Genomic DNA, 12,988 nt, shown 5'->3' on the forward strand with positions numbered 1-12,988 from the left:
CGTGCCCGTTCCTGCCAAGCCCGCTGCAAGCCGCATCCGTACTGGGCCCGCTGCGTATACTCGGGCGTCTGGATGTCGTTAGCAGGGGGAGCTAGATGCTCGATGAACGCCTCGCCCAAAGGCCCATCGATTTTGACCAGTCGATCGACGAAGACTGGCTGAATCGTTGCGACATCATGCAGCTGGGCCAGGAAGGCGAACTCAGCTACTTCCGCCTGCATGACCCTGCCTCCCGCCAGGCCTGGATCGCCGTGCGCGCACCGGTCGAGGCACCTGCGGCCTGCCAGCGCCTGGAACGTGACTATCGCCTGCAGCTGGACCCACAGTGGGCAGTGATCCCTACGGCCTTCGTCCGCTCCGCCGAGGGGCCGTTGCTGGTGTACCCGGCCGGCCGCTCCATAGCCGACTTGATCAGCCACGGCCCGATCGACCTGGAGCCATTTCTCGACATCGCGGTAAACGCCGCCAACGCCCTGGCCCTGGCCCACGAACACAATGTGCTGCACGGTGCGCTGCAACCACAACATGTGTGCCTGCAGCCGAACCAGCGGGTGCGGCTGGGCCATTTTCGCGCCGACACCCCAGAGCTGGTCAGTGCTCAGGGCAGCGCGCTCGGCAACTGGGCCTATCTGGCGCCGGAGCAGATCTGCCCCCACGGCAGCAGCAGCGACCGGCGCAGCGATATCTATGCCTTGGGCGCGATCCTCTACCAACTGCTGCTGGGCGAACTGCCGCTGGCCGGGCGCGATACCCAGCACTGGCGCCAGCTGCATGCCGGCGTTCAACCACGCACGGCCTGTGAGGTCGACAGCCAGGTACCACAGCCGCTGAGCCGGATCCTGGGCAAGGCACTGGCCAAGGAGCCAGACGCCCGCTACCAGAGTGCCCGCGCCCTGGCCGTGGACCTCGCCCACTGCCAACGGCAATGGGCCACCAGCAAGACCATCGCACCCTTCGAGCCCGGCTGCGCCGACCCGGTTTCGTCCAGCCGCGAGCGCCTTTATGGCCGCAGTGCAGAACTGAAGCTCATCGGCCTGATGCTCAAAGCCATGCGTCGCGACAGCAAGCCCCAGGTGCTGTTCATCAACGGCGCTGCAGGCATGGGCAAGTCCAGCCTGGTCGAGACCGCGCTCAAAACCCATGCCGAAGGCTTCTGGGCGGTCGGCAAGTGCAAGAGCCTGGAACAGGCAGTGCCCTATGCACCGTGGGTCGAAATCCTCGGTTCGCTGACCACCCAGCTGCTGGCCAAGAACAGCCAGGACCTGGACACCCTGCGCCGCAAGATCCTGCAGCGCATCAAAGGCCACGGTCGGCTGCTCGGCAAACTGGCAGCGGACCTGCACCTGATCCTCGGCCCCCTGCCCGACCTGCCGGAAAAGCCCACGCGCCTGGCGCTGCAGAAAGAACAGCGGACCATCGTCGAATTCCTGCAAGCGTTCAGCCACCCCGGCCACCCGCTGGTATTGTGTTTCGACGACCTGCAGTGGGCCGACGACGCGTCCCGGCAGCTATTGGCACAGTTGCTTGCCCAGGGACCCGACAACCTGTTGCTGATCTTCGCCCGGCGCAATGATGCGCCATCCACCGGCACGCGACTTGCCGTGCCTGAGCATTTGCGCAAGGTCACGCTTAACCTGCGCCCACTGACCGTGGGCGCAGTCGCCGAACTGATCGGCGAGCGCTACCACGTCAGCGCTGACGAGGCATTGCCAGTTGCCGAACGGGTCCTCGACAAGACCGCGGGTAACCCGTTCTTCATCAACCAGATCCTCAGGGCCATGGTCGAGGACCGGCTGTTCACCTTCGATACCCAGGCCATGCGCTGGTCGTGGTGCTTGAAGGCCGTAGCCCGGCACCGGTATTCCGATAATGTCGCCGATTTGATGATCCACCGCCTGGCACGCCTGCCGGAACCCCAACGCGATGTGCTGAGAATCGCCAGCGCGGCGGGCAGCCGCTGCGATGAACGCCTGCTTCATCACTTGCTTGCACCGCAGCCGGGCGAGCCGTTGAAGGCCATGATTGACGCGGGTTTCCTGCTACCGGGGCATAAGGGCCTGGGCTTCGCCCATGACCGGGTGATGGAGGCCGCCTACCAACTCACGCCTGTGCGTGATCGCGCCCAGCTGCATGCAAGCATTGCTCAGGCCATGCTTCAGGCTTGGCCCAACGACTTGCAAGCGCTCGTATTCGAGGTCGCCAATCAACTGCAACGCGCCAGCCCACGCGGGTTTGCAGCGGATGAAAGTGATGTCTTCCTGCAGCTTTTGCGCGATGCGGCGCTGCGCGCCCGTGACAACGGCGCCTATGATCAAGCCGCCGCCTACCTGCAAACGTGCGAACAGCTGCTGCGCCACGACGCAACGCTGCAAAGCCAAGCCACACATGCCTTTGCCATCGCCTGCATGGCGGCGGAATGCGACATGCAACTGGCGCGCATGGCCGATGCCGAAGGCCGCCTCATGGAATGCCTCCAGCGCGCGCGCTCGACGCTGGAGCGGGCACGGGTATGCCGACTGCAGGCACGCCTGCATACCTTGCGTTGCGATTACCAGGCCGCCATCACCAGCGCCGTCGCCGGCCTTGAACTGCTGGGCATCAGCCTGGCCCGCGGCGACGACCCGCAGCAGGTAGAAGCCAGCCATGCCCATGTCCACGCCCTGATCGAACAGAAGGGCCGACATTGTCTGGCGTCGCTGCCACGCACCGACTCGGAGGAAGTGACAGTTGCCATTGCCCTGCTGGCCACCCTGTCGTCGTCGTTTTTCGTGCAGGACGATATCGGCTTTCTGCACCTGGCCAAGCTCATGGAGCTGTCGCTGCTGCACGGTGTCGCCCCGGGCAGCACCTACGGCCTGGCCTGGTACGGGGTAATGATCGCTGAACGCTTCGGTAGCTACCATGACGGCCACGCCTGCTGCCTGGCCGCGCTCAAGCTGATCGAGCGGCACGGCTTCGAGGCCGACCTCACCAGCGCCCTGCTGGCCCTGGACCAGGTCAGCGCATGGACCTCGCCCATGGAATTCGCCCGCCGCACGGCGCTGGAAGCGGTCGACTCGACGCGCGTGAGCGGTGACCTGGCCATGGCCTGCTATGCCTGCAACCACCTGGTTTCCGACTCGCTGTTCATGGGCCGCTATCTGCCGGAAGTGGCCGAGGAAGTGGCGCAGGGCCTGGCTACCGTACGCGGTTATGGCTACAGCGATATCGAACAGATCCTGCACGCCCAACAGGGGTTTGTCGCCAGCCTGAGCGGTGCACCCTGCACGGCCTCGTCCACACGGGTGAACTCACCCACCACGTTGTTCTTCCAGCACCTGTTCAGCGGCATGTCAGCCTTCTACCTGGGCAATATCCCGCAAGCCATGCACAGCCTTGGCGCCGCCGGTGAAAGCGCCTGGTCGGCACCTGCGCACATCAACCTGGCGGATTATCACCTGTTCCGCGGCCTTGCTCTCGGCAGCCCGGAAGCCCCCGGCAGCCTTGCCGACAAGCTGGCCGAACTGCAGGCCCTGCGCGAGCGCTTCGGCCGCTGGGCCGGCTTCAACCCGGTGACTTTCCGCAACAAGCTGCTGCTGATCGAAGGTGTGATCGCCAAGCTCGAAGGCGACGGCCTGGCGGCCATTCGTTGCTTCGACCAGGCGCAGATCGCCGCCACCGCCGCCGGCTTCATCCACGAGCAGGCCCTGGCCCACGAACAACTGGCCGAGGTGTGCATCCCCAGCGGCCTGATTTCCGGTGCCAACCTGCACCTGCGCATTGCCCGCGACTGCTTTCATATATGGGGGGCGACCGGCAAGGTGCACCAGCTGGAGGCCCTGCACCCGTTCTTGCGCACGCAACCCGTCCAGGAGACCTCGCGCTCCACCCAGCAGGCCAGGCTGGACCTGGAGGCCGGCATCGAGGCCGCCCGGGCGTTGTCCGAGGAAGTGCTGCTCGAAGGCTTGATCGAGACGCTGATGGGTCACCTCACCCAGCATTCCGGTGCTGACCACGGCGCGCTGCTGATCGTCAGTGGCGCCGAGTTCCAGATGGCCGCCCTCGCCTACATCGACGATGCCGGGCTGCACGTGAGCATGGACAACTGCCAGAGGTTCCTGACCCAGGCGCCGCTGTCGATCATCAACGCCACCATGCGCACCAAGAAACCACTGGTGCTCAATGATGCCCTGAGCGATTGCCCCGAGGCCTTCCGCCAGGAACTGCACGCCCGGAATGCACGTTCGGTGCTGTGCCTGCCGCTGGTGATTCAGGGTGTGCTGATCGGCCTGGTGTATCTGGAAAACCGCCTGGTCCCGAACCTGTTCGGCAGCCAGCGCCTGGCCATGCTGGAGATCCTCGCCTCGCAGGCGGCGGTATCGCTGCAGACGGCCAAGTTCTATACACGCCTGGCCGAAGACAACCAGGCCCGTGCCCAGATGGAAGCGGAGCTGCGCCGATCACGTGCCGAACTTGCACGCAGCGCGCACCTGCAGGTGATGAACGAGTTGTCGGCGTCCATCGCCCACGAGATCAGCCAGCCACTGCTGGGCATCGCCTCCAACGCCGCGGCCAGCCTGCGCTGGCTCAAGCGCGCGGAGCCCAACCTGGAAGAGGCGATTGCTGGCCTTGAAGATATCCGCAATGACAGCGAACGTGCCGCCAACATCGTCCGCGCACTCCGCTCGCTGGCCAAGCAGTCGCCGATGCAGCTCAAGCCGGTCAAGGTCGACGAGCTGATTCGCGAGGTGCTGCGCCTGACCTCGGCCGATGCTGCCAAGTACCTGGTCGACGTGCAGACGCGGCTGCAGGCCGGGGTAAGCGTGATGGCCGATCCGGTGCAGTTGCAGCAACTGGTATTCAACCTGATCACCAATGCGCTGGAGGCGCTGTCGGGGTATCGCAGTGATGGGGTGTTGCGGATTGCGTCTGTAGTTGCCGGGAATGTGGTCGAGATCTGCGTGGACGACAACGGGCCCGGTATTGCGGAGGATGAGCGGGAACGGGTATTTGACGCGTTCCATACCACCAAGGACGCTGGGCTGGGGATGGGGCTGGCGATCTGCAGTTCGGTGGCGCAAGCCCATGGCGGGCAGTTGCAGGCTCAGGTATCGGAGTTCGGCGGTTGCCGGATTCGCTTCACGTTGCCTTTGAGCAATGCTTAGCCTGTACTGGCCTCTTCGCGGGTAAACCCGCTCCCACAGGGATAACACTGGCATGAAGCCAGTGATGTAGCTGTGGGAGCGGCGGTTCGGCGCCCCGACTTGCCCGCGAAGAGGCCAGCACGGGCTTACATCAACGGCTCAGCGCCGCATAGCTGTTCATCAGGTTGCGGTAGTTGGGAATCCGCTGCGAGAGCAGGTTGCCCAGCCCTTCGATGTCGTTGCGCCAGTCACGGTGCAGCTCGCAGGCCACCGAGAACCAGTTCATCATCTGCGCACCCGCCTGGGTCATGCGCACCCAGGCCGCCTGCTGCACGGTCTCGTTGAAGGTGCCCGAAGCATCGGTCACCACGAACACTTCAAAGCCCTCAGCCAGCGCCGACAGGGTCGGGAACGCCACGCACACATCGGTCACCACGCCAGCGATGATCAGCTGCTTGCGGCCGGTGGCCTTGATCGCCTTGACGAAGTCTTCGTTGTCCCAGGCGTTGATCTGGCCTGGGCGGGCAATGTACGGCGCGTCCGGGAACATCTCTTTCAGCTCTGGCACCAGTGGGCCGTTGGGGCCTTGCTCGAAGCTGGTGGTGAGAATGGTCGGCAGGCCGAAGAACTTAGCCAGGTCGCCCAGGGCCAGAACGTTGTTCTTGAACTCGTTGGGCGAGAAGTCCTGTACCAGCGAGATCAGGCCGGTCTGGTGGTCGACCAGCAGCACCACGGCGTCGTCTTTGTTCAGGCGCTTGTAATCGGGTTGGCTCATGGGGGTGACTCCTTGGGTTGGGAAATCGGGCCGGGGCTCAATAAAGGGCTTATCCCGAGGGGTTATACCGGCGGATAGCGCCGGCTTAAGGATGCGCTTGCGCCTGGCGCCAGGCCTTGGGCGGCTGGCCGACCAGGCGGCTGAAGGCACGGGTGAAATGGGCCTGGTCGCAGAATCCGCATTCCAGGCTGACGTGGGTGATCGGGGCCTCGGTGGCGAGCAGGCGCTTGGCCTTTTCCATGCGCGCCAGCAGGCGCCAGGCCTGGGGCGAGAGGCCAGTGTTGACCTTGAAGGCGCGGGAGAAATGGCTGCGGGTGAGGTTGCACACGCCGGCGATCTCGATGATCGACAGCGAGCTGCGCAGCATCAGTTCCTTGGCCTGGCGCAACCGTGCGGGCGTCAGCGCGCCAGGGGTTGGCAGTGGCTCTTGGGGCGTCCCGGGGTGCATGGCGACTCTCCTGTTCAATGCAGCAAGTCTCGCCGCCGGCACATGACAAAGTCCTGAGCCAGACCTGAATTGTTCTTAAACGTGCACTGCTGGCCCTGCCCCTTTTGCCGATACCTTAAGATGCGTTTCGTATTCAGCTTCAGGCCGCTGCTGGCGGCCGGTATCAAAGGCGATAGAGGTATGCAGGAAAATCACGCACGACGCACCGTGGCCATGGTGCTGTTCAACGATGTGCTATTGCTGGATGTGACCGGGCCAATGGACGCCTTTGCCATTGCCAACCGCTTCTTGCCTGAAGATAAACACTACCGGCTGCTCACGGTGGCCGAAGACCAGAGCCCGATTCGCGGCTCGTGCGGCCTGCGGGTGGTTGCCGACCTGAGCCTGGTGGAACTGCCGGACAGTGTCGACCTGCTGCTGGTGCCAGGCGGGCCAGGGGCCTATGACGTCGCCCTGCCGCAAGTGGAACGCTGGCTGCCTGAGGCCGTGCGCGGCGCCAGACGCTTCGGCGCAATCTGCACCGGGGTGTTTCTGCTGGGGCGCGCCGGGTTGCTGGGCGGCTATCGCTGCACCACCCACTGGAACTACGTAGAGCGCCTGGCACAGGCGTTTCCCGAAGCCAAGGTCGAGACCGAGCAGATCTATGTGATGGACCGCGACCTGATCACATCCGGCGGCATCACGGCGGGCATCGACCTGGCGCTGGCCGTCATCGCCGAGGACCACGGCAAGGCCCTGGCCCTGGAAGTCGCCAAGGTGCTGCTGGTGGCGCGCCACCGCCAGGGCGGGCAGACACCTTATGGGCCACTGCTGGCAGCGGTGCCGCGGGATGGCTCGCCGATTGCCCGGGTGCAGGCGTATATCGTCGACCATATCGACCAGGCGTTCACCGTGCAGAAGATGGCCGACCTGGTGGCCATGAGCGCGCGCAACTTTGCTCGGACCTTTCAGCGCGAGGTCGGCATCACGCCGTTGCAGTACCTGCAGAATGCGCGGATCGACCAGGCGCGCAAACTGCTCGAATGCGCCGAGCTGCCGTTGAAAGTGGTCGCGGCCCGCTGCGGGTTTGGCAGTGACCGGCATATGAGGAAAGTGTTCTGCGAGCGGATCGGCATGACACCGGCGCAGTATCGGGCGCAGTTTGGCGGCGGGTGAGCCTGTCAACTCAATCGGGACAATGTTTCTTCCCGGCAGCAGATTGTCTGCGTCATGACCAACCTCCAGAATTGTCCGCCAAACTGTTCAAACGCTGCCCCGGCAGCTCATGGAGTACGAGCCAATGCCACACGAAGGCAGCCTTCTGCAAACCGCGGTGATCTTCCTGCTCGCCGCGGTCGTCGCCGTCCCACTGGCCAAGCGCCTGCAACTGGGGGCCGTGATCGGTTACCTGCTCGCGGGCGTGGCCATCGGCCCGCAGGCCCTGGGCCTGATCCGCGACACCGAAAGCGTCGCGCACATTTCCGAACTGGGCGTGGTCCTTTTGCTGTTCATCATCGGCCTGGAACTGTCGCCCAAGCGCTTGTGGCTGATGCGCAAGTCGGTGTTCGGCGTCGGCACCGCACAGGTCTTGCTGACCGGCGCGGTGATCGGTGGCATCGCCCTGTTCGGCTTCGGCCAGTCGTTGCCGGCGGCCATCGTGCTCGGCCTCGGCCTGGCGCTGTCGTCCACCGCCCTCGGCCTGCAGAGCCTGGCCGAAAGCAAGCAGCTCAACGCGCCCCATGGCCGCCTGGCGTTCGCCATTCTGTTGTTCCAGGACATCGCCGCAATCCCGCTGATCGCCCTGGTCCCGCTGCTGGCCGCCAGCGGCCCGGACACCAGCCACGGCGACAGCCTGCAACACGGCCTGAAGGTGTTCGCCAGCATCGCCGTGGTCATCATCGGTGGCCGCTACCTGCTGCGCCCGGTGTTCCGCACCGTGGCCCGCACCGGCCTGCCGGAAGTGTCTACTGCCACCGCGCTGCTGGTGGTGATCGGTACCGCCTGGCTGATGGAGGAAGCCGGCATTTCCATGGCCCTGGGTGCTTTCCTTGCCGGCCTGCTGCTGGCCGACTCGGAGTACCGCCACGAGCTTGAGTCGCAGATCGAACCGTTCAAGGGCCTGCTGCTGGGGCTGTTCTTCATCAGCGTCGGCATGGGCGCCAACCTGAGCCTGCTGCTGCAAATGCCACTGGTGCTGCTGGGCCTGACCCTGCTGCTGGTGGCGGTGAAGCTGGTGTTGCTGATCGGCGTCGGCCGCCTGGCCGGGGGCCTGAACAGCGCCAGTGCGCTGCGCCTGGGCATGGTGCTCGCGGCCGGCGGTGAGTTCGCCTTCGTGGTGTTCAAGCTGGGCAAGGACCAGGGGCTGTTCGACACTCAGACCTATGACCTGCTGCTGATGACCATCACCCTGTCGATGGCCATTACCCCGCTGCTGATGCTCGGCTGCGCCCGCGCACTCAAGCGCCCGCAACCGGTGCGAGAAGTGCCCGAGCAGTACAAGACCATCGACGCCGGCACGCCGCGGGTGGTGATCGTCGGCATGGGCCGCATGGGCCAGATCGTCGCGCGCATCCTGCGGGCGCAGAAGATTCCGTTCATTGCCCTGGAAACCTCGGTGGACACCATCGAAATGACGCGCATGTTCGAACAGGTGCCGGTGTTCTACGGCGACCCGCTGCGCCCCGAGGTACTGCATGCGGCCAAAGTGGGTGAGGCGGAATACTTCATCATCACCATCGATGACCCTGAAGCCGCGATCCATACCGCTGAACGGGTGAAACGCCAGTACCCGCACCTGAAAGTGCTGGCCCGGGCACGTAACCGCCAGCATGTGCACAAGCTGGCGGATGTGGGCGCCGAACCGATCCGCGAGACGTTCTACTCCAGCCTGGAGATGACCCGCCGGGCGTTGGTCGGGCTGGGCTTGAGCGACGAGCAGGCAGCGGACCGGATCGAGCGGTTTGCCCAGCATGACGAGGAAGTGCTGGAAGCCCAGGGGCTTGTGCGCGATGACCGGGCCAAGGTGATGCAGACGGCCAAAGAGGCGCGGGTGGAGTTGGCCCGGTTGTTTGAATCGGATGCGGATTAACGCCATTGCCACTGATCGTAGGGGCCTGCTCGGCCAGGTACTGGCGGGCAGCGCCCAGGCCGGCAGCCTCGAGTTTTTGTGCCAGTTCGAGTGAGATTGGCGCATGGCCGCTGAGCACGGCGGCCAGTTGGTCTTGTGGATAATCGAGCATTTTCGCCAACTGCGCAGTTGGGTCCGAGTCTCCGTAGCATGTTGAGTAAAGCTTGTGAAGTGCCTGGCAGAATAAAGGGGGCCGGGGCTACCAGACACATGCCTTTATGACTGTGGCGCCTGTGAGATCGAGCGCCGCCCGCGCGGCGCATCGCGAGCTGCGCTCGCTCCTACGTTTGTTTCGGGCCAATCATTCCTAGGGGATTGGCGCGCGAACGCCTTGGCGCCTGACTCGATATCGCGTCGTACAAACAAGGCGGTCGCGTGCACATGTCACAGGCGTTACTGGCCGAAAACAAACGTAGGAGCGAGCGCAGCTCGCGATGCGCCGCGCGGGCGGCGCTCGATCTCACAGGCGCAGTAAACCTCAAGGCGGGCACATTGCAGCCCTGACACCCCATCAAGACAGGCACATCACAACCATCACACAAACAAAAAAAGCCGACCCCGCAATCGGGGTCGGCCTTTGAACCAGAAATCCTAGCTGTTACTTACCAGCCGTCAGCGCGTTATAGCTGGTCATCAGGTTACGGTAGTCCGGAATATGGTTGGAACACAGCGCCGCCAGCCCTTCAATGTCGTTGCGCCAGTCGCGGTGCAGTTCACAGGCCACGCCAAACCAGGTCATCAGTTGCGCGCCAGCCCGGCTCATGCGGTCATGGGCAGCATCACGGGTCATTTCGTTGAAGGTGCCGGAAGCGTCGGTCACCACGAACACTTCAAACTCTTCTTCCAGGGCCGCCAGCGCCGGGAAGGCTACACAAACCTCGGTCACCACGCCGGCGATGATCAGTTGCTTCTTGCCAGTCGCTTTCACCGCCTTGACGAAGTCTTCGTTGTCCCAGGCGTTGATCTGGCCTGGGCGGGCGATGTACGGGGCATCCGGGAACAGCGCTTTCAACTCCGGCACCAGCGGGCCATTGGGGCCTTGCTCGAAGCTGGTGGTGAGGATGGTCGGCAGGTTGAAGAACTTGGCCAGGTCGGCCAGGGCCAGCACGTTGTTCTTGAACTTGTCCGGCTCGATGTCGCGGACCAGGGACAACAAGCCAGCCTGGTGGTCGACCAGCAGGACAGCGGCGTCATCTTTGTTCAGGCGGTTGTAGGTGAATTTGCTCATGGTCTGTGCTCCTAAGGTTTATGAATTTTTCAGCAATCCGGGGTGTTTCGTGTTGATGGGCACAGATTAAAATCATCACCTTTACGGCGGTAGATAGCAGAATTTGGCTTTAGCGTTCCGTTTTGTGAACGATGGATTTGTAGGGCCTGCGCGTTCCCTGTAGGAGCGGCTTTAGCCGCGAAAGGGCCGGCACAGGCAACCGAATACCCGGAGACCGATCATTGGAAGACCTCAACTCCCTCTACTACTTCACCCAAGTCGTGGAACACGGTGGCTTCGCACCTGCCGGCCGGGCGCTGGACATGCCCAAGTCGAAGCTCAGCCGGCGCATCGCCGACCTTGAGGACCGCCTCGGCGTGCGCCTGCTGCACCGCACCAGCCGCCACTGCTCGCTGACCGAGATCGGCCAGGCCTACTACAACCGTTGCCTGGCCATGCGCGTGGAAGCCGAGGGTGCGGCAGAGATCATCGAGCGCAACCGCAGCGAACCGCGCGGGCTGGTGCGCATCAGCTGCCCGACCACCCTGCTCAATTCCTGGGTCGGGCCGATGCTGACCCGCTACATGCTCAAGTACCCGCAGGTGGAGCTGTTCATCGAGAGCACCAACCGCCGCGTCGACCTGCTGCACGAGGGCTTCGATATCGCCCTGCGGGTACGCTTCCCGCCATTGGAAAACACCGACATGGTGATGAAGGTGCTGAGCAACAGCACCCAGTGCCTGGTCGGCCAGCCGCAGTACCTGGAACAACTGCCGAAGGGCTTTGACCCGCAGTTGCTCGGCACGCTGCCGAGCCTGCACTGGGGCAGCGCCCAGCGGGAGTACCAGTGGGAGCTGTTCCAGGGCGAGGACAACAGCCGCAGCATCGTCATCCCGCATACGCCGCGCATGGTCACCGATGACCTGTTCGCCCTGCGCCACTTCGTGGTGGCCGGCGTGGGCATTGCGCACTTGCCGCGGGTGGCGGTGCGTGAAGACCTGGCGGCGGGGCGATTGGTCGAGCTGATTCCTGACTGGCACCCGCGTTGCGGCATCGTGCATGCGATCTTCCCGTCGCGGCGCGGGTTGCTGCCTTCGGTGCGTGCGCTGATCGATCACCTGGCCGAAGAGTTCGCCATCAGCGACATGGCCTGAGGCTCCTTGAGCAGCAGGTCGACCAGCAGCGCCAGCAACACCGCCCCGGCCGCCACCGCGAACAGCACAGCGTAGTGGCCATCCGTGGCGGCGAACAACGCCGAGTATGCGTAGCCGGCAATGGCCTGAAAACTGGCGAACGAAACTGTCGCACGGCTCCAGGTCGCATTCTGCCGGTCATGGCCGTCCACCAGCTGATGCACCCTGGCAAGCGCCAATGGCACGATGCCCGGGGGGAAGGAGCCGATCAGCAGTGCGGCGACACCCAGCAGGCGCAGGTCGTGACTGCTCAGCAAGATCCCGAGCGCACCCAGTTGTGCCAGCAGCACCAGACGAATGCCGGCACGGGCACCGAGGTGATCGGCCAACAACCCATACAGTACCGGTCCGGCAATCGCGCCCAGGCCATAGAGCCCCCATATGACAGCACCAGCGTGGTTGCCCGCGCCCAGCCCGCGGCTGATGTAATCGACCAGAAACATCATGGGCGCCACCAGCGCCGTGGCCATCAACGCGTATTGCCCAAACAGCACGAGAATTGCGGGTGAAACCGCCGCCTGCCGCCGTGCGGGGGGCACCGACGAATGTTCAAGTTCAACGGGCCAGCCTGCCCAGCTGGTAACGGTCAGCAGCAGCGACAACGCGGACAGCCCCAGCCAGGTCTGCTGCAGGCCTTTATCCAGCAACCATGGCACCAGACTCGCAGAAGCCGCAACGCCCAGGCCCAGGCCCAGGAAGATGGCCCCGCTGGCCAGGCCGCGTCGCGAGGCAGTGACATGGGGCAATATTGCGCTGGCCACCAGCACCATGATCACACCACCTGCCACGCCCGACAGCAGGCGCCAGGCAAAGAACCAGCTCACCGACAACGGCCAGGCACACGCCAGGAATGTCAGGCTCACCAGCACCATCATGCCGCGCAGCGCCATGGCGCTCGACCACCGGGCAGCCAGCGGCCTGCCAATCAGGGCGCCGATCAGGTAGCCGGCCAGGTTCGCCGCCCCCAGATAGACCACTGCTGAACTGGCGAACCAGTGAGCACCGATCAGTGCCGGAATCAGCGGTGTATAAGCAAACCGTGCCAGGCCGATCCCGACCAGGCTGGCACATAGCCCAGCCCAAATCGGCAACCAGGGTGCACGTATCGAATTGTTCATGATTTTCCCCTGCCCCGT

At 64.2% G+C, this 12,988-nt stretch carries 8 protein-coding genes; 4 read left to right on the top strand and 4 right to left on the bottom strand.

The genetic code is table 11. The features are described 5' to 3' along the window. The first annotated feature begins 95 nt into the window (after positions 1-95). Positions 96-5,144 carry a trifunctional serine/threonine-protein kinase/ATP-binding protein/sensor histidine kinase gene (locus tag OCX61_RS26415; RefSeq protein ID WP_261942016.1) on the top strand — a complete coding sequence of 1,683 codons (5,049 nt, stop codon included), beginning with the start codon at positions 96-98 and terminating at the stop codon, positions 5,142-5,144. Positions 5,145-5,274: 130 nt separating this feature from the next. On the opposite strand, the gene ycaC (OCX61_RS26420) is transcribed toward OCX61_RS26415, so the two are convergent. Together ycaC (OCX61_RS26420) and OCX61_RS26425 are read right to left on the bottom strand one after the other, a co-directional pair. Continuing rightward, a complete protein-coding gene (ycaC, locus tag OCX61_RS26420; protein WP_261942017.1) occupies positions 5,275-5,898 on the bottom strand; it encodes an isochorismate family cysteine hydrolase YcaC in 624 nt (207 codons plus the stop codon). An 85-nt stretch (positions 5,899-5,983) separates the two neighbouring features. After that, positions 5,984-6,346 carry a helix-turn-helix domain-containing protein gene (locus OCX61_RS26425; RefSeq protein WP_261942018.1) on the bottom strand — a complete coding sequence of 121 codons (363 nt, stop codon included), beginning with the start codon at positions 6,344-6,346 and terminating at the stop codon, positions 5,984-5,986. A gap of 180 nt (positions 6,347-6,526) precedes the next feature. On the opposite strand from OCX61_RS26425, the gene OCX61_RS26430 reads away from it, so the two are divergent. Next, positions 6,527-7,501, top strand: coding sequence for a GlxA family transcriptional regulator (locus tag OCX61_RS26430; RefSeq protein ID WP_261942019.1), 975 nt, complete (start codon positions 6,527-6,529; stop codon positions 7,499-7,501). Positions 7,502-7,625: 124 nt separating this feature from the next. Next, a complete protein-coding gene (locus OCX61_RS26435) occupies positions 7,626-9,413 on the top strand; it encodes a monovalent cation:proton antiporter-2 (CPA2) family protein (protein ID WP_261942020.1) in 1,788 nt (595 codons plus the stop codon). A 637-nt stretch (positions 9,414-10,050) separates the two neighbouring features. Here the strand turns inward: OCX61_RS26435 and ycaC (OCX61_RS26440) are convergent. Next, positions 10,051-10,680, bottom strand: a complete 630-nt coding sequence (ycaC, locus tag OCX61_RS26440; RefSeq protein ID WP_060485146.1) for an isochorismate family cysteine hydrolase YcaC — start codon at positions 10,678-10,680, stop codon at positions 10,051-10,053. A gap of 221 nt (positions 10,681-10,901) precedes the next feature. On the opposite strand from ycaC (OCX61_RS26440), the gene OCX61_RS26445 reads away from it, so the two are divergent. Then, complete coding sequence (locus OCX61_RS26445; RefSeq protein WP_085676447.1) at positions 10,902-11,813, top strand: LysR substrate-binding domain-containing protein; 912 nt, start codon at positions 10,902-10,904, stop codon at positions 11,811-11,813. On the opposite strand, the gene OCX61_RS26450 is transcribed toward OCX61_RS26445, so the two are convergent. Continuing rightward, a complete protein-coding gene (locus OCX61_RS26450; RefSeq protein WP_261942021.1) occupies positions 11,774-12,970 on the bottom strand; it encodes a YbfB/YjiJ family MFS transporter in 1,197 nt (398 codons plus the stop codon). The genes OCX61_RS26445 and OCX61_RS26450 overlap by 40 nt on opposite strands. Between the last annotated feature and the right edge of the window lie 18 nt (positions 12,971-12,988).

Origin of the sequence: Pseudomonas sp. LRP2-20, assembly GCF_024349685.1 — a bacterium.
Classification (GTDB): domain Bacteria; phylum Pseudomonadota; class Gammaproteobacteria; order Pseudomonadales; family Pseudomonadaceae; genus Aquipseudomonas.

Bases quoted from the DNA above. Each gene is read 5' to 3' on its own strand.
- ycaC (WP_261942017.1), bottom strand. From the start codon at position 5,898: ATGAGCCAACCCGATTACAAGCGCCTGAACAAAGACGACGCCGTGGTG.
- OCX61_RS26415 (WP_261942016.1), top strand. From the start codon at position 96: ATGCTCGATGAACGCCTCGCCCAAAGGCCCATCGATTTTGACCAGTCG.
- OCX61_RS26435 (WP_261942020.1), top strand. From the start codon at position 7,626: ATGCCACACGAAGGCAGCCTTCTGCAAACCGCGGTGATCTTCCTGCTC.
- OCX61_RS26425 (WP_261942018.1), bottom strand. From the start codon at position 6,346: ATGCACCCCGGGACGCCCCAAGAGCCACTGCCAACCCCTGGCGCGCTG.
- OCX61_RS26430 (WP_261942019.1), top strand. From the start codon at position 6,527: ATGCAGGAAAATCACGCACGACGCACCGTGGCCATGGTGCTGTTCAAC.
- ycaC (WP_060485146.1), bottom strand. From the start codon at position 10,680: ATGAGCAAATTCACCTACAACCGCCTGAACAAAGATGACGCCGCTGTC.
- OCX61_RS26450 (WP_261942021.1), bottom strand. From the start codon at position 12,970: ATGAACAATTCGATACGTGCACCCTGGTTGCCGATTTGGGCTGGGCTA.